Here is a 20,806-nt window from a genome sequence, read left to right on the forward strand (position 1 = left end):
CGAATAATTCGTAACAAACGCAGTAAAATCAAGCCTGATTTAGTGAAAATAGCGGCTTAACCCTCTAAAAACTTTAGACTGTCAAGCAACAAGGATAAAGACTGGAAAAATGATAACTGTTTATGATACAGCATGCGGCTCTAAAAATCTTGGTGATCAGATTATCATGGAGTCGGTGGTGCGTGAGCTGGCGGCTATTTTTCCCCATTCCCATCTGGTTACGTATCCGACGCACTATCCCCTCAGCAGACATGCATTGAGGAAAGCATGGGCTAATCAACTGGCATTCGTTGGTGGAACAAATATCCTCCGCAACAAACGTCGTTTTCGGGCGCACAGAAACCCATGGTCATTGGCTTTTCTTGATGCACGGCGGATGACTCCTGCCATTTTCATGGGAGTGGGAGCTTTCAAGTACAGTGGTGCCCCGGACTGGAAGGCCAGGTGGTTTTATCAAAGGGCTCTATCCCATAGTTGGATCCATTCTGTCCGTGATAACTATACATTGTGCCAGTTATTGCAGATGGGTGTGAATAACGTGATGAATACTGGTTGTCCAACCATGTGGTGTCTGACGGATGAACATTGCAGGAACATTCCCTATTCAAGGGCAAATAATGTGATATTTACCCTGACTGATTATCATCAGGATTACGTCAGTGATAAAGCGCTTGTGGCAATACTGCTGAAAAGCTACGAGGGGGTTTTTTTCTGGCCGCAAGGCTCAGGGGATCTTGCCTATGTCAAAAAATTGATGAGAGATGACTGGCACGCACGCATTACGATTATTCCATCTCATTTGCAAGCTTTTGATAGCCTGCTGGAACACTCACATAGTCTTGATTATGTTGGCACCCGTCTCCATGCGGGTATTCGTGCACTGCAAAAATCCAGACGGACAATTATCGTTGGTATTGATAACAGGGCTCTTGAAAAACAGCGGGATTTCAACTTAAAAGTATGTCATAGGAATAATGCGGTTGCTTTGACAGAGGCCATAGAGGGCTCATTCCAAACACAGATTAGGCTGCCAAGTGAATGCATCGAAAAATGGAAGTTGCAATTTGATGGTTGGCAACAGGTATAAACTCATCAATGAACGGCTGCTTATTGGCTGTAAACTCATGAGCTGGCAGATGGGTGGTAGACAAAGTTCGAGGATAGGGGTTTTCTGTTTTTCCAGCTTGACACCTATTCTCCTTGTATCTATATGACGCATGATTGTGGTATTTCTTCTCTGCATGCTTGTGTTATTGCTTGAATCCACTGCTGCAGTCAGTTGTTTTTGATGGCTAAATCGGTGTTATTGTCTAACTGAAAAAAAGAGAGGTGCCGTTTGTATCGAGTGAAAATTTATGGTGCTGGTTCTATCGGCAACCATCTGGCCCACGGTTGCCGTTCCCAAGGATGGGAGGTGACCATCTGTGATCTGGACCCGGCGGCTTTGCAGCGCACCAGGACGGAGATTTATCCCGCTCGCTATGGTTCCTGGGATGCAGCCATCAGACTGGTTGCGCCTGCTCAGGTTGCGGCGGAGCCTGCTGACCTGGTGATTTTGGGAACGCCACCTGACACCCACATGGCGATTGCCAAAACCATCCTTGCCGGAGATAATCCGCCTAAAGTGCTGTTGATTGAAAAGCCTGTGTGTACTCCAGCTCTGGAGGATGCCCGGGAGTTGGTTGCCCTGCAGAAGAGCAGTGGTACTTTTGTTGCGGTCGGTTATAATCACACCCTGACCAGCAATACCCGGCGAGCCGAAGAACTACTGGATAACCAGCTGATTGGTCAACCGCTGACCATCAGCGCCCGATTCCGCGAATACTGGGGGGGGATTTTCCGGGCCCATCCTTGGCTCAACGGTCCTAAGGACAGCTATCTTGGTTTTGCTGCCCGGGGTGGCGGCGCCGGCGGCGAGCATTCCCATGCCACCAATATTTGGCAGCACTTTGCCCATTTGGTAGGGGTCGGACGGATTACTGAAGTTGCAGCCATGCTCGATATGGTTGATGACGGCACTGTATGCTACGATCGGGTTTTTCAGGTTCATGTGAAAACGGATGCCGGGCTCGTGGGTTCGATCATTCAGGATGTGGTGACCGAGCCGGCTGAAAAAATGCTGCGGATCCAAGGAACGGAAGGCTTTCTCGAATGGTGTGTTAACCACGATGCCAGCCATGATGCTGTTCGTTATGCCGGTTCCCGTACAGAAATGACCGAAGAACTTTTTGCTAAAACCAGGCCGGACGATTTTCTTGGTGAGATTGAACATCTTGGAGCTATTCTTGGGGGGCAAAGTCCCGAGGCGTCGCCCATTGCCCTGAACAGAGGGCTTGACACCATGCTGGTTGTCGCCGCAGCCTACCAGTCTCACCAGCTTCAGCGGCCGGTACGAATCAACTATGATGCCGGTTACCAGCAAGAGGCATTGGAAACTGTTTGAAAGGAACAAGGAAGTAATAATGCACACATTTGATTTCAATAATCTCTTTACGTATGATATCGCCAACAACCATCAGGGTGATCTCGACCATGCCCTGCGGATTATCACGGAGATCGGTGCCGTCAATGCCAAGGCGGGTGTTCGTGGTGCCTTCAAATTTCAGTTTCGTCAACTGGAAACCTTTATCCATCCGGACTACAAGGAGCGGCAGGATATTAAACATATTCCGCGGTTTATGGGGACGGCCCTGAGCCTGGAACAGTACCGGCAGCTCGTTAAAGCGGTGGACAACCATGGAATGTATTCCATGTGTACCCCTTTTGATGAAGAGTCGGTGGATATCATCCTTGACATGGGCATTAAAGTCATAAAAGTGGCCAGCTGCTCGGCCGCCGACTGGCCGCTTCTCGAACGAATAGCGACAGCCAGCCGGCCGGTGGTGGTTTCAACCGCCGGCCTGAGTATTGATAAGATTGACCGGCTGGTGAGCTTTCTGGAGACCAGAAATGCCCATTTTGCCCTGATGCATTGTGTGGCTCTCTATCCGACGCCGTTGGAAAAGTTGGAATTAAACCAAATAACAGTGCTGCGGGAGCGGTTTCCCCACGTTCCAGTGGGTTTTTCCACCCATGAAGTTCCAGATAATTATATCCCGGTGCGCCTTGCCTATGCCCTTGGAGCCCGGCTGTTTGAACGGCACGTTGGCATAAAGACGGATGTCCATGCCCTCAATGCCTATTCCTCCACCCCGGAACAGACGGCCCGGTGGATTGAAGCCCAACAGGAGGCGGTTGCCGCCTGCGGCGGTGAGAACCGCAGCCCGGCAACGCCGGAAGAACTTGCTTCACTGCACTCCTTGATGCGGGGCGTTTTTGCCAAAAAGGCGATTGCAAAGGGGGAAGCGCTGACCAGAGAAGAGGTCTTTTTTGCTATGCCCCTGCACAAGGGACAGCTGGTGAGCGGCGATTGGGTTGACGGCCTGCCCGCCGACCGTGATTATGGGCTGAATGAACCGATCAGTGAGACAGTGGCTAATGCCAGCCTGCCGGATCGGGAGATTATTTATCGGATTATGCTGCAGGTCAAAGGGATGCTGAATAATGCCCGGGTTGTCATTGGCAAGGATAGTGCCATTGAGCTTTCACACCACTACGGCCTTGAGCGTTTCCGGGAGTTTGGCGCGGTGATTATCACCTGCATCAACCGTCAGTACTGCAAAAAACTGGTTATTCAGCTACCACGGCAAAAACATCCCTACCATTATCACCAGCAGAAGGAGGAAACCTTTCAGCTCCTCTATGGTGACCTTGAGGTAGAACTGGCCGGTCGGCGCATCAAGGCGGAACCGGGGGATACCATCCTGGTCAAACCGGGGGAGTGGCATAAGTTCCATACCCTTGACGGGGCGATTTTCGAAGAGGTTTCCACAACGCACATCAATAATGATTCCTACTATGAGGACGAGCGGGTTGCCCGGCTGCCCCGTGAGGCCAGAAAAACAGTCATTCCCAACTGGAATGCCATCGCCGGGGATGGTTCTTTTGCCGGTTAGGTGTCCCCGGGCGGTAGCCGGAGTGAGCTGTTTTTCAGGGCGACAATACCGTTGGTGATGAGTTTTATGTTGCGGCTGGCGGAGAGTAATGAATGGCAATGAGGAGTAGGGTCGTTGTTCTGGATTTTGATGGGACGCTGATTGATTCAAATCGCCTGAAGTATGAGGCTTTTTTTCAGCTGTTTGACGGTGATGAGCGGCATCGCCAGGTGATCCAGGCGGTGCTGGCCGAGATGTTGGAGGCCAGCCGCTACATCATTCTCGAAGAGATTCTGCGTCGTCTGCAGAAGACCAGCGATGATCACCGGAGGGTGGAGGTACAGGGGCTGGCCAACCGTTATAATGAGATCGTCCTTGAGGCTGCCAAAACATGCCCGTTGATAACCGGGGTACCGGCGGTGCTGGCTGACTTGGCACCGATGGTCCCTCTCTATGTCAGTTCAACCACTCCGGTTGATGCCCTTCGAGAAATTATTGCCAGTCGCAACTGGGAAGACTATTTTGCGGGTGTGTTTGGTTATCCGGCGGCGAAAGCACAGACCCTCCAAGAGATCATTAAAACGGAACAGGTGAAGAGCAGCGAAGTGCTGGTGGTTGGTGATGGAGAGTCGGATCGAAATTCTGCCAGAGACAATGGCTGCCTTTTTATTCCTGTTCAACGGGATGTTTTCCCGACTGCTGCCGTTATGCGGGCAGTGATGGGATGAACGGTCACCCGTCAGGAGCGAAAAATCGATGATTGACGGTAACACTATTCTGGTGGTTGTGCCGGCCAGAGGCGGCAGCAAGGGGGTTAAACTTAAAAATCTGCGGCCCCTTAACGGGGTTCCCTTGGTTTCCCTGGTTGGTCAGGTGGTTCGGCAGCTTCCCTATGTGGATAGGGCGGTGGTTTCCACTGACCATCCCGAGATAGCAGCTGCCGCTGTAGCCAGCGGCCTGGAAGCACCATTCCTCCGTCCCGACTCCCTTGCCGGGGACCGGATTGCCGACTGGGATGTCCTGCACCATGTCCTCATGATCTGTGAAGAGATGGACAGCTGCCGCTATGATGTCATCGTCATGCTGCAGCCGACCTCTCCTTCCCGGCGGCCTGAGCAGGTGACTGCCACGGTTCAAAAGCTCATCACCGGCGGTTATGACGCGGTGTGGACGGTGAGTGAAACCGATAGTAAAGCACATCCGCTGAAGCAGCTGGTTATTCTCGAAGACCGGCTGTCCTACTATGACCCTGCCGGCGCTACAATCATCGCCCGTCAGCAGCTAACCCCAGTCTACCATCGGAATGGCATTGCCTATGCGATCAGCAGGGACTGCCTGGTGAACAAAAGAAGCATCATGGGGGAACAGACATCTTTTGTCCTCGTCGATGGGCCGGTAATCAATATCGATACGGAACTGGATTTCCAGTTCGCCGAGTTTCTCCTGCGGCAGGCGGGGTCCCATGATTGATGACCTTTATTTTCGTGGTTTGGACACGCCATGAAGGGAACCCTGATTATTCCCATTGAGAATCAGGTCCGTGAGCTTGATCCTAAGTTGCTGTTGGCTTGCATCGCCGTTCGGCAAGGATTTTCCGTCATTATCGGTTCGCGGCAAGAGATTGATTTTCATATTGCCAGCTTTCCCCCCAGCCTCTATCTGGCGAAAAGCATGACCGCCCGCAGCGTCAAAATGTTTCGCATTATGCGGCAGTTGGGCCATGCGATTGCGGTATGGGATGAAGAGGCCCTGATCCATCCGCCAGCTGAGACCTACTTTACCCGTCGACTTTCCCCCGCAGCGATCTCTCAGGTTTCCCACCTGTTTGCCTGGGGGGAAGACAATAGCCATCTCTGGCGGCAGTATCCTCACCTGCCTGCCGGCTTGCCCATCCATGTTACCGGCAATCCCCGGGGTGACATGCTGCGACCGGACATGCAGCCTTTTTTTGCCGCCGAGGTTCGGCAGCGGCGGCAGGAGCACGGCGACTTTATCTTGATCAATACCAACTTCAGTTTTGTCAACGCTTTCTATCCTGAGTTGAACCTTTTCCAGTCGGCTGAAAATCCTGGCCAGCTGCCAGCCTATGGCCGGGCGGCAGTGGGGATGGAGCGTCATTTTGCGGAGAACCTGCGGGACCACAAACAGGCCGTTTTTGCCGATTTTCAGCGGTTGATCCCCGCGCTGGAACGGGAATTTCCCCAGCTGACCATTATTGTCCGACCCCACCCGATAGAGAACCCGAGGGTTTACCATGACCTTGCCGCCCGCTGCTCCCGCGTTGTCGTGACCAATGAGGGGAATGTGATCCCCTGGCTGCTGGCCGCTAAGGCGGTCATCCATAACGGTTGTACCACCGGTGTGGAGGCCTATATCATGGGGGTGCCGGCTCTCAGTTATCAAGCCACGGTCAATGAGGAGCTTGACTATGGTTTTTACCGGCTGCCCAATCTGTTGAGTCACCAGTGTTTTGATTTTGCCAGTTTGCGAGAGACGATTGCCAAAATTCTGGCAGGTGATCTGGGGGCTGCCGGCGGCGATGAACGGAGGAAACTGATGGCCGGCTACCTGACCTCTCAAGATGGTCCACTGGCCAGTGAGCGGATTGTCAGCGTGGCAGAAGAGATTTTTGCGGCCAGTGATTGTTGGCCAACATCGACGCTGCCCGAAAGGCTGGCTGGGCGTTTCCAGGCCAGCCGACGTCGGCTGGCAAAATATCTCAAATCCTTCCAGCTCCAGTCGAAATACAGACCGGAATTTCAGCGTTATCGCTATCCCGGCCTGTCACCAGCAGCACTGGAAGAGCGCCTGGAAAGGCTGCGGCAGGTACTTGGTCAACCGGCAGTCCTGCGGACCAGGCAGCTTACTACCCATATCTTCCGAATCACTTCCTGATCGACGATGTATGTCCGCTATTGACGGGATTGGCCGCTGTTACCGAAGTGATCGCTTCCTTGAGCTTGAAGTGAATCCGGCCGAGAGTTGGCAGGGATCCGCTGATGTGCAAGGGGATGCCTGAGGCATCATCGACTACCATGGATATCTCTCCTTTCAGACCCAAAAATGAAAACTCCTCCCTCTCTTCTGTCGCTTCGTTCAGCGGCCTGCTGACCAGCCGAATGCCGTGGACAGGCGACGGTTGGTTTTTGCCTAAAAGGTTGTTGCCGGGCAGCTGAATTTCAGCGGCGTCAGCGTCCAGGCTTGCCAATCGCACCTGGAGAAACTGTTTTTTGTTGAAAACCGTTAGCGTAGAACCTATTCGGCAGTCCGTCGGCTGGGCCGTAAGGTGGAAGAACAGCAGTGACGGCTCCGAGACCGGTACCATCGATGTCAACTGCGGCGGTCGGGGATAAAAGCTTTCCTCTCGATCAGTCCATTGCTCCGGCGGCAGACCGAACTCATCGGGACCGGCTGGCTGCAGCCTGATGCGACGTACTCCCTCGGCAGTAACCCAGTAGAATTTTTGGTAGCTGTCCGTTCCTGTTCGGCTCCGAACCCTGGCGACCGCCTCGCCGGAGCTGGCCAGAAACCAGACCCTGCTGTGCAGTACTTTGTTGGCAGTCAGGAAAGGCTTGACAGTAGTCGTGGTGGAGAGGGCTAGACAGCCGGATGGCAGCTGCCAGCCGTTATGGCCGCTAAACAATGCCGGCAGCACATCGGCTGACAGCGTGATTTCAACTGTGGCGGTGCCCATGATGGTTTTTGTTTCATATATCAGTTTCTGCCACGATACTGGTCTGAGGTTTGGGGAAGAACACAAGGTTTCCTGCCCCCATGACCGGTTGCCAGGAAGTATCAAGCTGAGCAAAAGCAGGAAGAATAGCAAAATTTTCATGCAGGGGTAGTGGTATAATGTTCAGTGGATGAATGCATGCCTTGCAGCTTATGATTAAAAGTGACGAATTTTTGTTGTCGAAGAAAAGCAGGCTATCTGCCACGTACAGCAGGACCTGGTTTAAGGGTAAATTCAGCTGCTGTTTTGGGCCCGCTTAAAGCGCCATTTGACAATTCCCTTACGTGTCATTCTGAGTGCGTACCAAAACTGTCTGACGGGCTGTGGGGCGGTATGCCTCTTGAATGCGAGCAACGTTTTTCTCCTGATCTCCTCTGGATCATCTAGCTCCATGTCCAGCAAATCCTTTGGAAAGCCACGGGAACTGACCACTCTGACTGATCCCCCATGAAGGCCATAGGATGTTGACAGCACGCTTAAGCCGGATATCTCGAAAAGAGCCCTGAGAGAACGTTCAGTGTGATAGCAGAGGTGGGCTGTATGGATTGAAACCGGATGCTTTCCATAGTTTGTCTGCCACTCGGCATTGGGAACTTCCGCACATAAAAGTCCGTCCCTGGCCAAAAGGCTGCCTGCACATTGCAGAAACTTCCCTGGATTTTCACTGTGCTCGAGTACGTGTGAGCAGGTAACGATGTCGTATGAACCTGGCTGGTCAGTGGCATATTGCTCTAGGGATCCTGAGTACACGTCGAATCCTCTCTCTTGAAGGCGTTTTGCATGCCTAACAGAAGGCTCTATGCCTGACACCGAGGCGCCTCTGGTTTTGGCCTCGGTAATGAGGAAACCATGGCCGCAGCCTATGTCCAACAGTCGGAGCCCTTGTAATAGTCGGTGGTTTCCCACGGCATCCAGAATCTCCTTGGCAATCCGGTGCTTCCTTTTGACCCATGTGGGGTTCTCGGATTTTTTGTCCATTGAGTATTGTTTATAATAGTTTGAGGAGTAGAATTGTGTCAGTCCCTCATCATCCATTCTGGGGTTGAGTTGCCGCAAACCGCAGGTCTTACATACACTCAGCGAGACGGGTTGGCTATGTCTGTCAGTCCAATCGATGACATGTATGAAATCATTACGCCCACAGAGAAGACATGGATATGATTGTAGAATTTGCTGGTTTGACTTCATTCTGTGATTCCTTACGTTGAATGAGGGGAGTAGCGAAGTTGAGTGAAAGGAGTTATGCAAATAGGGTAAAAATTAATAAATACGAGTAGTTGATAAAGAGAAACCTTTATGATTATTGCTGGTTGCAACCAAAAAATACCTATCAAAAACAGAATCTTATCATAGAATTCAGGAATATCAAGTTGATGGTAAAAAAACAACTTAAAAGAGAATCTCCTGAAAAACACCTTCCCCACGAATTAGCTGCCGGACCTTCAGGGATCGGCGGTTGTCCGCAGGCTGCTTCTACAAGCTGTAATCGCTACAGGTGGCTTTTTCTTTTTCACATTATTGACCCCTACTTGTTCTTCTGTTAAGTGGTATGCAGGAATAGCGGGCGGATTGCCAAGTGATCATTGCCTGACAATGGTGATTGCGATTTTTCTTTCAGCGGCAGAAAGGTTATTTTATTCCATGGCAGATCCGACAAAATTCCGTTTTTCCATTGATCGCGGCGGCACCTTTACGGATATTTACGCCGAAGTTCCCGGCGAACCGGCAGGGTGGGTGCTCAAGCTGCTGTCTGAGAATCCGCAACACTATGATGATGCCCCTCGGGAGGGGATCAGAAGGATAATTGAGGCGGCGACCGGTAGTCCACTGGCCGCCGATGAGATTCCGGTGGACAGCATTGAGTGGATCCGGATGGGAACCACGGTGGCGACCAATGCTTTGCTGGAAAGGCAGGGTGCTCGGTGCGCCCTGGTGATCACCAAAGGTTTTGGAGACCTTTTGCAGATCGGCAACCAGACCAGGCCGCATCTTTTTGATCTGGAAATTCACAAACCTGATCTGTTGTATGAAACAGTACTGGAGGTTGATGAGCGACTGCGCCTCCTTGGCGCCGAGGAAGCAGCAGGACCGTTGCAGGTGGTTAACGGAGTGACCGGTGAATCGCTGGTGGTGGCCAGGAAGCCCGATCTGGCGGCAGTCCGTCGGCAGCTGCAACAGGTCTATGACCAGGGCATTCGCAGCCTGGCGGTGGTGTTCATGCATGCCTATGCCTGGCCCGACCATGAACTGGCGGTTGGCCGTCTGGCCGTGGAGCTGGGCTTCTCCCAAGTTTCCCTTTCCTCTGCGGTTATGCCGATGGTCAAGATAGTTCCCAGGGGGGACACTGCCATGGTTGACGCCTATCTCACCCCCCACATCCGCACCTACCTTGCCGGTTTCCAAGCCGGGTTTGCCGGCCGTCTCCAGCCGCGTAATCTGCTATTCATGCAGTCGGATGGTGGTCTGACGCCGGCCGGTGACTTTACCGGCAGCCGGGCAATCTTGTCGGGTCCGGCGGGTGGCGTGGTGGGGTACGCGGCAACCACTTATGAACAGCAGGGTAAGCGGCCGGTGATTGGCTTTGATATGGGTGGCACGTCCACCGATGTCTCCCGGTTTGCCGGCGAGTACGAGCTGGTCCATGAGACGGAAACCGCTGGGGTTCGCATCCAGGCGCCCCAGCTGGAGATCAAAACGGTGGCCGCCGGCGGCGGCTCGCGGCTTTTTTTTACCAACGGCATGTTTCTGGTGGGACCAAAATCCTCGGGTGCCCATCCTGGCCCGGTCTGTTATCGCAACAACGGTTTTTTGTCGGTTACTGATGCCAACCTGGTGCTCGGCCGTCTGCAGCCTGATTATTTTCCCCATATTTTTGGGCCACAGGAGAATCAGCCCCTCGACCTGGAGGCATCAAGAAAGGCATTTGTCCGGCTGACGGCTGAAATCAATGATTATTATGGCCGGTTGGGACGGCCGTCAATGACCATGGAGGAAGTGGCTTATGGCTTTCTCCAGGTGGCCAATGAGGTGATGGTCAGACCCATCCGGGAGATATCGGTGCTGCGCGGCTTTGACATTAAGCAGCATGTGCTGGCTACTTTCGGTGGTGCCGGTCCCCAGCATGCGGTGGCGGTTGCCCGCTCACTGGGTATTTCGCGCATTGTCATTCATCGTTATGCCGGCATTCTTTCAGCCTATGGCATGGGGCTGGCGGCAGTAGTAGTGGAGAAACAGCAGCCGTCGGCGGTGGTCTACAGTAGTGGGGCGGCGGTCGGCCTGCAGACGGCACTGGATACTTTGGAGCAGCAGGCATCAGGAGAGCTGCTGGACCGGGGTTTTACCCCTGAGCAGCTTATCAGTCAGCGATTTCTCAACCTCCGCTATCAGGGGACGGACTCGGCATTGATGATCGCCCAGCCGGCGGACGGCGATTTTGCCGCCGCCTTCCGGGTGGCCTATGAGCGTGAGTTCGGTTTTGAACTGCCCGGCCGTGATGTTGTGGTTGACGACCTGCGGGTCAGGGTCAGCGGCACCCATGACCGGGTGCATGTGCCATCCCCGCTGCCAGCCATGGGAGATCCTGTCCCAGAGGGTGAAGCAGTCTGTTATTTTGCCGGTGGCTGGCACCAGACGCCGATTTTTCAGCTGGCGGTTCTAGCCTCTGGCCAGCAGCTTGCCGGGCCGGCGATGATTATCCATGACACCTGCACGATCCTGGTGGAACCGGACTGTCTGGCCAGGATAACGGCCACCGGTGACATCCAGATCGACGTTGGCGGGAGCTCGTCACAGCGGGCGCAAACCGCTCTTGATCCCGTGCAGCTTGCCATTTTCAGCAACCTCTTCATCTCCATTGCCGAACAGATGGGGCGAACCCTCCAGAAAACGGCGATCTCCACCAATATCAAGGAACGGCTCGATTTTTCCTGTGCCCTCTTCGGTCCCGGCGGCGAGCTGGTGGCCAACGCACCCCACCTGCCCGTCCATCTTGGTTCCATGAGTGCGGCGGTGAAGGAGCAGATCCGCCTGCGTGACGGTGTCTTCCATGAAGGAGAGGTGCTGGTGAGCAACCATCCGGCCGCCGGCGGCACCCATCTCCCCGATATCACGGTGATCACACCGGTGATCCATGATGGCAAGCCGTTGTTCTTTGTTGCCAGCCGGGGCCATCATGCCGATATTGGCGGCATATCTCCCGGTTCCATGCCGCCTTTTTCCCGGCAGTTGGCGGAGGAGGGCGCCTGTATCAGCTCCTTTACCCTGGTGCGTGACGGTGTTTTCCAGGAAGCGGGCATTAGTGCTCTGCTGACGGCATCCGGCGGCGAAGCAGGTTTTTCCAATCATTTGCCAATTCAGGGGACGCGTGCCATTGAGGATAACCTCTCTGATCTGAAGGCCCAGGTCGCTGCCAATCGGAAGGGAATTGCACTGATCAAAGAGATGATCAGTGCCTATTCCCTGGAAATGGTACAAGCCTACATGGGGTATGTGCAGGACAGTGCTGAACGTGCAGTTCGGCGGAGCCTCAAGGCGTTGTCCCGGCAAAAGGGGCTGCGGGAGGTTGATACGGTGTATGCCGAAGAGTTCCTCGATGACGGCAGCCCCATCGTCTTGACCTTGACGCTTGACCGGACAACCGGCAGTGCTATTTTTGATTTCGATGGCACCGGACAGGAGGTATGGGGCAACTGCAATGCCCCCCGGGCGGTGACCATGTCGGCGATTCTTTATGCCCTGCGCTGCCTGATTGCCGAAGATCTGCCGCTGAATTACGGCTGTCTGGTACCGATCACCATCAGGATTCCGGCTGGCTCGCTGCTGGATCCCTCGCCGACGGCAGCGGTGGTTGGCGGCAATGTGCTGACTTCCCAGCGGGTGGTTGATGTCATTCTCAAAGCTTTTGGCGTTGCGGCCGCGTCCCAGGGGTGTATGAACAACCTGACCTTCGGCAATGAACGATTTGGCTACTATGAAACCATCGGTGGCGGCGCTGGCGCCGGCCCCTCCTGGCATGGCCAGTCGGGGGTTCACACCCACATGACCAATACCAGGATTACTGATCCAGAAATCCTCGAAAGACGGTATCCGGTTCTTCTGTGGGAGTTTGCCATTCGGCCCGACTCCGGCGGCGCCGGGCGCTTCTGCGGCGGCAATGGTTTGATCCGTGAACTGGAGTTTCTCGAGCCTCTGCAGGTGGCGATTCTTTCCGAGCGCCGGGTCCACGCTCCCTATGGGCTGGCCGGCGGTGAGCCGGGCAAGCGGGGGCAGAATCTTTTTATCCGGACCGATGGCCGGGTGCTTAATCTGGGCGGCAAAAACGAGATCACTGCCGGTCCCGGAGACCGGATTCGCATTCTTACCCCCGGTGGCGGCGGATTCGGCGGTGAGTAGGGTGCCAGACAGCCTGTCGGCCTGTCAGAGTGTGCACAGTACGCCATGTGCTGCTCTGAGATCGGGGAGAGATGAGTTGCCGGTTCAGCGATTGTGCCATTGGACGGGGGTTTTGTGGAGAAAAGCCTTGATGCCGTTCTGGGCGTCGTCGGCCAGGTTGTTGAGGGCGATGGTATGCTTGGCATAGTGGAGTGCCTTGTCGTCGGTCTGGTCAATCTGGGCGTAGAAAGCCTGTTTGCCGATCCCCAGGGTCAGCCAGCTGGCGGCGGCGATCCGGCGGGCAAGATCCACGGTGCTGTTCTCCAGCTCGGCCAAGGGGACCACGGTGTTCACCAGCCCCAGCTCTTTTGCTTCAGCAGCTGAAACATAACGGCCGGTCATCAGCATCTCCATGGCCGCCTTGCGGCCGATGGCCCTGGTGACCGCCACCATGGGCGTCGTGCAGAACAGGCCGATCTGAACCCCTGGAGTGGCAAACCGTGCCCCCTCTTCAGCAACCACCAGGTCGCACCAGGCGGCCAGCTGGCAGCCGGCCGCGGTGGCAATCCCCTGGACCTGGGCGATCACCGGCTGGGGGATTTCATGGAGCAGCTGCATCATCCTGGCGCATTGATCAAAGATATCCTTATATTCCTTCATTCCCCCATCCACCATCTCATCCAGTTTGTGGCCGGCGCAGAAGTTGCTGCCGGCGGCCCGGAGAATCAGCACCTTGAGGGACTCATCCGTGGCAACATGATGCAACACCGAGATGATCTCCTGGATCATGAGCCGGGAGAGGGCGTTGATTTTTTTCGGGTTGTTCAGAGTCAGGAAGCCAATCTCGCCATCGGCGGCAAACAGGATCTCTTCGTACTTCATGCGATTTCCCCTTGATAAAAATGGTTTGGGCTGTGGCAATATTTGTCTGCAGCAGCGATAACCATGCTTATCCTGCCGCCGGTGGTTTGTCAAGCCGCTCCAGCTGGTAAAAAATATGCTTGCTGTCAGGCCCTACTATGATATGCTTACGTCCACAATATGGAGGGTGCGATGATAGAGAATGGGACAAGGTATCTGGTGATTGTGGTTCTGGGTGTTGTGCTGGCCGCCTGTTCGGTGCTGCCCCAGCGGCTGACGGTGCAGCCTTCCCTTGAGGGCGTCGAGTCCGGCCTGGTCGGCCGGAGTGTCGAGGTTGGGGTGAGGGTGGTTGATCTTCGAGCCGGGATTGATATTGGGTACACTGAAACCTGGGGTGGCGATCGGCAGCCCATTGCCACCACCGGTGACCTCCTTGCTGTTCTGGCCGACAGCCTCAGTGAAGGACTGCGCAAAAAAGGTTTTGTTCCCTGTGCTGATTGGGCCGGGAAGGGCCGGTTGTTGACAGTTGAGGTTGAAAAAGTCAGCCATGTTGTTGTCCATGGTCTGGTGAAAACCACGGTGCAGACCAGTGTTGTTGCTAAGACCATGGCTTCTTGCGGGCGGCGAACACTGAGCAATCAGGTTGACGTCGATAACCAGTCAGTCATGGTTGCCAAGCCGTCTATTGAGGATAACCAACGGCTGGTGAACAAAGCCTTGAGCGACCTGATTGAAAAGATCTTTCAGGATCAAGAAACCCTTGTCCTACTGGCCCGGGGAGAGTAGTAGAGTGACCGGAAGTTTGGGAATGGGATGATGGTGGCTTGGTACCTGTCGTTGTCGCTGGCTGCCCAGCTGGGAATCAGCGTCATTGCCTTCATCTTGGGAAAGGTTGTCATTGTAGCCCTGTTCAGCATCATCCAGTCGCTGTTTCTGCGCTGGTTTGGCCGTCAACGCCCATAGTCATGGCGGCGGTGAAGAGGATGATGTCCATGGGTGGAGGGCGAAAAAAGATGGTTGGTGGCGCGTTTTTTCTTTTGGTTCTTGGCTGGTTGGTGGTAGTCGGCTGTTATCAGCTGAAAAAACCACTGCCTCCCGGGATTGACTACCGGGGGGAGTTGCGTCTGACCGCCGCCGATCAGGTGACCTTTCTCCATGATCTGACTTTTGCTGATCACCTGGGCCGCCGGGTGTTGGACCAGCAGATTTTTGACGCCCTTTTTAGCCTTCTGGAACAGGCCCACCACTATATTCTTCTGGACATGTTCCTGTTCAACAACCATCAGGGCATGATGAGCTCCAGTTTCCGTCCCCTGGCCCAGGAACTGACTGACCTGTTGATTCGCAAAAAACGGGAAATCCCATCGATTAGCATTGACGTTATTTCCGATCCGATCAACTCCTCCTACGGCGGGTCTTCGGCTAAGGAGCTGGACCAGCTTCGTGCTGCCGGTATCAATGTCATCATTACCGACGTCAAGCCGCTTCGTGACAGCAACCCCCTCTATTCTTCCGTCTGGCGGACCTTTTTTCAGTGGTTCGGCAACAGCAAGAACGGTGGTCGGTTCAAACATCCCTTTGCCGGTGATGGCCAGCAGGTGAGCCTGCGGAGCTACCTGGCCCTGCTGAACTTCAAGGCCAACCACCGGAAGATCTGTGTTGCCGACCACCGGGGAGAGATGGTGACAATCATCACCTCAGCCAATCCCCATGATGCCAGTGCAGCCCATTCCAATGCGGCGTTTCGGGTAACCGGGGATCTCTGGCGGGATGTGTATCGCTCCGAGGCGGCGGTGGCCGCATTTTCCGGCGGCCGCCTGTCGCTGGTGGGTGTTGAACAGCTTGCAAAAGCGCAGTTGTCCGTAGAGTCAACCCTACAGGTCCAGCTGCTGACCGAAAAGCGGATCAAGCATGCCTGCCTGGAGATTATCGGCCGGGCCGGCCACAGCGACACGGTTTCCATGGCCATGTTTTATCTGGCCGACCGCCAGATTATCCGCTCTCTACTGCAGGCAGCCAAACGCGGTGCAGAGATCAGGATTATCCTTGATCCCAATAAGGATGCCTTCGGCTATCGGAAAAACGGCATTCCGAACCGTCCGGTAGCCCATGAACTGGTGCAGAAATCGGGAGGGCGGATACACATCCGCTGGTATGATACCCACGGGGAGCAGTTTCACACCAAGATGATTATTGGCAGAAAGGCCGACGGAACGATGAGCGTTCTTTTGGGGTCGGCAAATCTGACCCGCCGCAACATCGATAACTTCAATCTGGAGAGTGATGTGCTGGTGGTTGGTAACCAGTATTCATTGGTAATGCGCCGGGTGGCTGATTACTTTGAAGCTGTCTGGCATAACACTGATGACCGCCGGTATACGGTGCCCTATGACGCCTATGCTGAATCGTCCGACAGCAAAACCATTCAGTACCGTCTGCAGGAAGGACTTGGCCTGGGTACGTTTTAACGCAGCTGCTCAGGTCATTTCCCGGCCGGCCAGATAATTTTTAATGTCATCCAGGCGGCTGTTGATCACCTTGAGCTTTGATGCCAGCTGTTGACGGGTACCAAAATCGGGGATATCTTCCATGTCTCCGAGGCGGGCCATGATCTCATCCAACTCTTCCCAGGAGTGTTCCAGCTCGGCTTCAAAAGCCATCGGGGGAACCATGGTTTCCGTCGGCACGATCTTGCCTTCCGCCAGGTTGATATCAAGAATCTCACCCATTGTTGGAACCATGGCTGACCATCCGAGCTGGTTTTCCAACTGATTGCACAACGTCATGGAGGCCTCCGGCTCACCGTGGACAATAAACGTTGTCTGCGGCGGGGAGGTGAAGTTGCCGGCCCAGCTCAAAAGTCCCTGCTGATCGGCATGGGCGGAGAAGCCGCCGATGGTGTGGCAATGGGCATTGACCGCCACTTCTTCGCCGAAGATTTTCACCCTCCTGGCTCCGTCGACAATCAGCCGGCCAGTGGTCCCCTGGGCCTGGTAGCCGACAAAGACCACATGGGCCTCCGGACGCCAGAGATTGTAGCGCAGGTGATGTTTGATCCGGCCGGCGTGGCCCATACCGCTGGCGGAGATGATGATTGCCCCGCCGGTGATCTGGTTCAGACGCATGGACGCCTCCGTTGAGCGGGTGAAATGGATGCCGGGGAATTCCAGCGGGTGGTTGCCGTTGCGCAGTTTGGTCATGGTATCCGCATCGAAGCATTCTGGATGGTCAAGGAAAATTTTGGTGGCTGAAATCGCCAGCGGGCTGTCGACATAAACTTCCATGTGGGGAATCAGGTGCTGTTCATAGAGTTCATTGATCACATAGAGGAGTTCCTGGGTCCGTCCCAGGGCAAACGCCGGAATGATCACATTGCCGCCATCCTGGTGGGCATCGATAATCACCTGCCGCAATTCCTCATACGTGTTTTCCATTGATTTATGCAGTCGGTTGCCATAGGTTGATTCAATGAACAGGATATCGGCGGTGTCAATTTTGGTGGGATTGGCAATGATTGGTTGACCGGTGTTGCCCAGGTCGCCGGAGAAGACCAGCTTCGTCTGGCGGTCGTTTTCGTCGACCCACAGCTCGATGATTGCTGATCCGAGAATGTGGCCGGCATCGCGGAAACGGGCACGTGCCTGTGGTGAGAGAATAATTTCCTGATTATAGTCGATGGGCCGGAAATAGTGCATCGCTTCCCGGGCATCATTTTCAGTATAGAGCGGTGCGAGAAAACGGGTCCGGCCGGCCCGTTTTTTCTTGCGGTTGCGCCAGCCCGCTTCCATTTCCTGAATGTGGGCGCTGTCGGCCAGCATGATTTCGCACAGGTCGGCAGTGGCCGTGGTGCAGAGGATGGATCCTTGGAAGCCGTCCCGCACCAGCTTGGGAATCAGGCCGCTGTGGTCGATGTGGGCATGGGTGAGCAAAAGATGGCTGATGGTGGCCGGGTCGAAAGGGAAGTCAAGGTAGTTGCGCTCTTCCAGTTGTTTTGAACCTTGGTACATGCCGCAGTCGATCAACAGCCTGATGCTGTCAGCTTCAAGAAGGTGACAGGAGCCGGTTACCGTGCCGGCGCCGCCAATGCAGGTGATTTTCATAGTGCAAACTCCTTTGGTTGATATCTGTTAACCAGGCTGTGGAGGCTTCCCGGGGCAACAGCCGCCTGTCTTTCGACGGCAATAGTTGCAGTTACAGTATAAACGCCCTCCGGCAGTAAAGCAAACGGAAGTTCAGCCCGCTGGGTTTGTCATCTGCAGATGAAAAAAAAAGCCCCGGCTTATTACGGCCGGGGCGAAGTGTGTGGAAGCTGAAGCTGCTGGTTTATGAGAGGCGCTTGACTCTGACGGCATTGCGTCCTTTGGGCGTTTCTTCAATATCAAACGATACCGGCTCATTTTCCTGCAAGGTCCGGAATCCATCTCCATCAATACCGGAAAAATGGACGAAAACATCCTCGCCGCCGTCAGTTTCGATAAAACCATACCCCTTTTTCTGATTAAACCATTTCACTTTTCCCTCGGCCATGAATCCAGCCCTCCTTCACAAAATTGTGTACGCAAACGTACGCTTTAAAAATGCAGGGATAGAACAGACCTTTCCCCGTCAAAAAATCCTATAGTATAAATTTTTGCGAATCACAAGGGAAAAATCGCTAATGTTTGCATTATGGAGGGGAAATATGATAGTTCGCTGGGTAAGGTGGAAAAATGAGAACTTTTTTCTCTCGATGGTGATTTTCGGGCTTGGCCGGCGGCCATAATTCAGGCTTGCGCCCATCATTGCCGGTCATTCATGGCCTCTGCCAGATGACGGTCGGAGTGTCAGATTCCGGTCCAGAATCCTGAGTCGTCTATCATCCCTATATGTCGCTTTTTAAGCGCACAACGAGGGTTTTTTACTTTCCATTGTCAGGGAGTAGTGGTCTTATGCCGGAGCATCAGGGTCAGAAGCCGTATGTTTTTTCGATTATTTTCCTGTTCAGTATGTTGCTGCTCTTGTGGACCATCTATCCCTTTCTCTACACCATTATCTTTTCCTTAATGCTGGTGGGTGTCTCCTATCCGGGATATCTCTGGCTGATGAAGGTAACCTCCGGACGGATGCACATTTCTTCGCTGATGATCTGTCTGGGGATTTTCCTCGGCATCTTTCTGCCGCTGGTTTTTCTCATTACCACCCTGTCGGTGGAAGTGGCCGACTTCTATGCTTATCTGCGCCAGTCGCTGACCGTTGAGTCGATCAGCAGCCTGATGGATCATAACAGCGTCTGGGTGGAACGGCTGAAATCGGTGCTGGACCGGCTTGATATCTCGTATAATCTTTCTGATGTCGAGGAGCATGTGGTCCAGCTTGGGAAAACCCTTGGTCTGGTTATGTATGAACAGACGAGAAATCTGGCCGGGAAGGTGATGCATGTTACCCTGCATTTTGTGATTATGATTGTTATTATCTATTACCTGCTGATTGATGGGCTCAGGTTGAAAGAGTATGTTCTGACCCTGCTGCCACTGCCCAGAGACCAGGAGAATCTTCTGCTTTCCAAATTCAATGACATGGCTATTGCTATTGTTATCGGCAACGGGGTGGCGGCCATCCTTCAGGGAATCCTGGGGGGCTTTGGTCTGACCATGTTTGAGATGCGGTCACCGGTACTCTGGGGGACGGTGATGGGTATCTTTGCCTTCATCCCTTTTATCGGCATCTCGGTTGTCTTTATTCCCATCACCATCTATCTGCTGATTTCTGGCCAGGTAACCAAAGGGCTGTTGTTTTTTTCCTATTTTGCGGTGCTTTCCGGAGTGGTGGAGTATCTTTTTAAGCCGAAACTGGTGGGCAACCGGGTTAAAATGCATGTTCTGCTGGTTTTCGTTTCCATTTTTGGCGGCATTGCCACCTTCGGCATTCTCGGTATCCTGTTCGGCCCCCTGGTGGCCATTGCCTTCCTGACCCTGGCCGAGATGTATCTTGCCGCCATGGGCAAAGACGTGCAGTGATATGAGACAGAACGGTCGTCAATCCATGCTCTGTCCTAATTGTCGACGGCTGATCAGCAATGATGAGCCCAGCTGTCCTTATTGTGGTATTTCCCGGCCGGGATCACGTCTGCGGAGTGATCTGCTGGCCCGTTTTCTTCAACATCCAGAGGATATTATCCGGGCCATTATTTACCTCAATGGTGCTTTTTTTCTCTATACGCTGCTGCTCAATCCGACCCGTTTAGGTTTTTCGGCTAATCCTCTGGCTTTTTTATCGCCGTCTGATCACAGCCTGCTGATTGCCGGTGCCACCGGCACCATTCCCATTGCTCGGTATCACCGGTGGTGGACCCTGATTGCCGCCTCTTTCCTCCATGGCGGCATTTTGCACATCTTTTTCAATATGGCGGCCCTGAAGCAGCTGGGCCCCTTCGTGGTCCGGGAATATGGCCTGCACCGGTTTGTCATTATCTATCTGGTGAGTGGCGTTGTGGGCTTTTATGTTTCCTTTCTGGCCGGGGTATCGTTAACCATCGGTGCCTCCGCCAGCGTCTGTGGTCTTATCGGTGCCATTCTCTATTATGGCCGCAGTCGGGGCGGCAGTTATGGTCAGGCTATCTATCGGCAGGCGACCGGCTGGATTGTCGGTCTGGCAGTCTTTGGTATGCTGGTGCCGGGTATCAATAACTGGGGGCATGGGGGCGGTGTTCTTACCGGGATAGCCGCTGGTTTTCTGCTTGGCTACCGGGAGAAGAGGGCCTCTACCTTCAACCACCAGCTGCTGGCAATGGTGGCAGCCGGGATTACCCTGGTGGTGTTATGCTGGGCTGTTATCCAGTCTTTGATGATTCGTTTTTTTTGAAGGTTCTGTACGGAACCACTGGAGGGTG

Annotated in this window: 17 protein-coding genes; 12 read left to right on the top strand and 5 right to left on the bottom strand. The window is 54.0% G+C overall.

Annotation, left to right across the window (positions count from 1 at the left end):
* Positions 1–109 precede the first annotated feature (109 nt).
* The 6 genes from JXO50_01360 to JXO50_01385 all read left to right on the top strand — a co-directional run bounded on the left by JXO50_01360 (position 110) and on the right by JXO50_01385 (position 6,869).
* Positions 110–1,087: a polysaccharide pyruvyl transferase family protein gene (locus tag JXO50_01360; protein MBN2331736.1), complete on the top strand. Its 978-nt coding sequence runs from the start codon at positions 110–112 to the stop codon at positions 1,085–1,087.
* A gap of 258 nt (positions 1,088–1,345) precedes the next feature.
* Complete coding sequence (locus JXO50_01365; GenBank protein ID MBN2331737.1) at positions 1,346–2,443, top strand: Gfo/Idh/MocA family oxidoreductase; 1,098 nt, start codon at positions 1,346–1,348, stop codon at positions 2,441–2,443.
* Complete coding sequence (locus tag JXO50_01370; protein MBN2331738.1) at positions 2,403–3,995, top strand: N-acetylneuraminate synthase family protein; 1,593 nt, start codon at positions 2,403–2,405, stop codon at positions 3,993–3,995. The genes JXO50_01365 and JXO50_01370 overlap by 41 nt, the downstream gene beginning before the upstream one ends.
* Positions 3,996–4,093: 98 nt before the next feature.
* Entirely contained in the window at positions 4,094–4,702 is a 609-nt protein-coding gene (locus tag JXO50_01375; GenBank protein MBN2331739.1) for an HAD family hydrolase, read from the top strand.
* 28 nt (positions 4,703–4,730) lie between these two features.
* On the top strand, positions 4,731–5,444 hold the full coding sequence (locus tag JXO50_01380; GenBank protein MBN2331740.1) for an acylneuraminate cytidylyltransferase family protein: 714 nt from the start codon (positions 4,731–4,733) through the stop codon (positions 5,442–5,444).
* Positions 5,445–5,474: 30 nt separating this feature from the next.
* Positions 5,475–6,869, top strand: a complete 1,395-nt coding sequence (locus JXO50_01385; protein ID MBN2331741.1) for a hypothetical protein — start codon at positions 5,475–5,477, stop codon at positions 6,867–6,869.
* Here JXO50_01385 and JXO50_01390 read toward each other — a convergent pair.
* Positions 6,859–7,668, bottom strand: coding sequence for a hypothetical protein (locus JXO50_01390; protein ID MBN2331742.1), 810 nt, complete (start codon positions 7,666–7,668; stop codon positions 6,859–6,861). The two genes, JXO50_01385 and JXO50_01390, sit on opposite strands and share 11 nt — an antisense overlap.
* A 273-nt stretch (positions 7,669–7,941) precedes the next feature.
* Positions 7,942–8,895 carry a class I SAM-dependent methyltransferase gene (locus JXO50_01395; protein MBN2331743.1) on the bottom strand — a complete coding sequence of 318 codons (954 nt, stop codon included), beginning with the start codon at positions 8,893–8,895 and terminating at the stop codon, positions 7,942–7,944.
* A 453-nt stretch (positions 8,896–9,348) separates the two neighbouring features.
* Between JXO50_01395 and JXO50_01400 the strand changes: the two genes are divergently transcribed.
* Positions 9,349–13,098, top strand: a complete 3,750-nt coding sequence (locus tag JXO50_01400; GenBank protein MBN2331744.1) for a hydantoinase B/oxoprolinase family protein — start codon at positions 9,349–9,351, stop codon at positions 13,096–13,098.
* An 84-nt stretch (positions 13,099–13,182) separates the two neighbouring features.
* On the opposite strand, the gene JXO50_01405 is transcribed toward JXO50_01400, so the two are convergent.
* Positions 13,183–13,959: an enoyl-CoA hydratase/isomerase family protein gene (locus JXO50_01405; protein MBN2331745.1), complete on the bottom strand. Its 777-nt coding sequence runs from the start codon at positions 13,957–13,959 to the stop codon at positions 13,183–13,185.
* Positions 13,960–14,130: 171 nt separating this feature from the next.
* On the opposite strand from JXO50_01405, the gene JXO50_01410 reads away from it, so the two are divergent.
* Genes JXO50_01410 through JXO50_01420 form a run of 3 tightly spaced genes read left to right on the top strand, consistent with a single transcriptional unit; the run spans position 14,131 to position 16,406 of the window.
* Positions 14,131–14,724 carry a hypothetical protein gene (locus tag JXO50_01410; GenBank protein MBN2331746.1) on the top strand — a complete coding sequence of 198 codons (594 nt, stop codon included), beginning with the start codon at positions 14,131–14,133 and terminating at the stop codon, positions 14,722–14,724.
* Positions 14,725–14,751: 27 nt separating this feature from the next.
* Positions 14,752–14,901, top strand: a complete 150-nt coding sequence (locus JXO50_01415; protein ID MBN2331747.1) for a hypothetical protein — start codon at positions 14,752–14,754, stop codon at positions 14,899–14,901.
* A gap of 29 nt (positions 14,902–14,930) precedes the next feature.
* Complete coding sequence (locus tag JXO50_01420; GenBank protein MBN2331748.1) at positions 14,931–16,406, top strand: phospholipase; 1,476 nt, start codon at positions 14,931–14,933, stop codon at positions 16,404–16,406.
* Between the two features lie 9 nt (positions 16,407–16,415).
* Here the strand turns inward: JXO50_01420 and JXO50_01425 are convergent, their stop codons facing one another.
* Both JXO50_01425 and JXO50_01430 read right to left on the bottom strand, forming a co-directional pair.
* Positions 16,416–18,038 carry an MBL fold metallo-hydrolase gene (locus JXO50_01425; protein MBN2331749.1) on the bottom strand — a complete coding sequence of 541 codons (1,623 nt, stop codon included), beginning with the start codon at positions 18,036–18,038 and terminating at the stop codon, positions 16,416–16,418.
* A gap of 223 nt (positions 18,039–18,261) precedes the next feature.
* Positions 18,262–18,465 (bottom strand): cold shock domain-containing protein, encoded by a 204-nt coding sequence (locus JXO50_01430; GenBank protein ID MBN2331750.1) that lies wholly within the window; start codon positions 18,463–18,465, stop codon positions 18,262–18,264.
* 401 nt (positions 18,466–18,866) lie between these two features.
* Between JXO50_01430 and JXO50_01435 the strand changes: the two genes are divergently transcribed.
* The gene (locus JXO50_01435) at positions 18,867–19,934 is read left to right on the top strand and encodes an AI-2E family transporter (GenBank protein MBN2331751.1); all 1,068 of its coding nucleotides are present in this window, start codon (positions 18,867–18,869) and stop codon (positions 19,932–19,934) included.
* Position 19,935: 1 nt separating this feature from the next.
* Positions 19,936–20,778, top strand: coding sequence for a rhomboid family intramembrane serine protease (locus JXO50_01440; GenBank protein ID MBN2331752.1), 843 nt, complete (start codon positions 19,936–19,938; stop codon positions 20,776–20,778).
* Positions 20,779–20,806: the final 28 nt, after the last annotated feature.

The sequence above is a fragment of the Candidatus Anaeroferrophillus wilburensis genome, from assembly GCA_016934315.1.
Taxonomy (GTDB): Bacteria; Desulfobacterota; Anaeroferrophillalia; order Anaeroferrophillales; family Anaeroferrophillaceae; genus Anaeroferrophillus; species Anaeroferrophillus wilburensis.

Excerpts from the sequence above, each read along its gene's own strand:
- JXO50_01400 (MBN2331744.1), top strand. The coding sequence starts at position 9,349 with ATGGCAGATCCGACAAAATTCCGTTTTTCCATTGATCGCGGCGGCACC.
- JXO50_01370 (MBN2331738.1), top strand. The coding sequence starts at position 2,403 with ATGATGCCGGTTACCAGCAAGAGGCATTGGAAACTGTTTGAAAGGAAC.
- JXO50_01375 (MBN2331739.1), top strand. The coding sequence starts at position 4,094 with ATGAGGAGTAGGGTCGTTGTTCTGGATTTTGATGGGACGCTGATTGAT.
- JXO50_01420 (MBN2331748.1), top strand. The coding sequence starts at position 14,931 with ATGGGTGGAGGGCGAAAAAAGATGGTTGGTGGCGCGTTTTTTCTTTTG.
- JXO50_01405 (MBN2331745.1), bottom strand. The coding sequence starts at position 13,959 with ATGAAGTACGAAGAGATCCTGTTTGCCGCCGATGGCGAGATTGGCTTC.
- JXO50_01360 (MBN2331736.1), top strand. The coding sequence starts at position 110 with ATGATAACTGTTTATGATACAGCATGCGGCTCTAAAAATCTTGGTGAT.
- JXO50_01395 (MBN2331743.1), bottom strand. The coding sequence starts at position 8,895 with ATGAAGTCAAACCAGCAAATTCTACAATCATATCCATGTCTTCTCTGT.
- JXO50_01380 (MBN2331740.1), top strand. The coding sequence starts at position 4,731 with ATGATTGACGGTAACACTATTCTGGTGGTTGTGCCGGCCAGAGGCGGC.
- JXO50_01425 (MBN2331749.1), bottom strand. The coding sequence starts at position 18,038 with ATGAAAATCACCTGCATTGGCGGCGCCGGCACGGTAACCGGCTCCTGT.
- JXO50_01385 (MBN2331741.1), top strand. The coding sequence starts at position 5,475 with ATGAAGGGAACCCTGATTATTCCCATTGAGAATCAGGTCCGTGAGCTT.
- JXO50_01440 (MBN2331752.1), top strand. The coding sequence starts at position 19,936 with ATGAGACAGAACGGTCGTCAATCCATGCTCTGTCCTAATTGTCGACGG.
- JXO50_01415 (MBN2331747.1), top strand. The coding sequence starts at position 14,752 with ATGATGGTGGCTTGGTACCTGTCGTTGTCGCTGGCTGCCCAGCTGGGA.
- JXO50_01410 (MBN2331746.1), top strand. The coding sequence starts at position 14,131 with ATGATAGAGAATGGGACAAGGTATCTGGTGATTGTGGTTCTGGGTGTT.
- JXO50_01390 (MBN2331742.1), bottom strand. The coding sequence starts at position 7,668 with ATGGGCACCGCCACAGTTGAAATCACGCTGTCAGCCGATGTGCTGCCG.
- JXO50_01430 (MBN2331750.1), bottom strand. The coding sequence starts at position 18,465 with ATGGCCGAGGGAAAAGTGAAATGGTTTAATCAGAAAAAGGGGTATGGT.
- JXO50_01435 (MBN2331751.1), top strand. The coding sequence starts at position 18,867 with ATGCCGGAGCATCAGGGTCAGAAGCCGTATGTTTTTTCGATTATTTTC.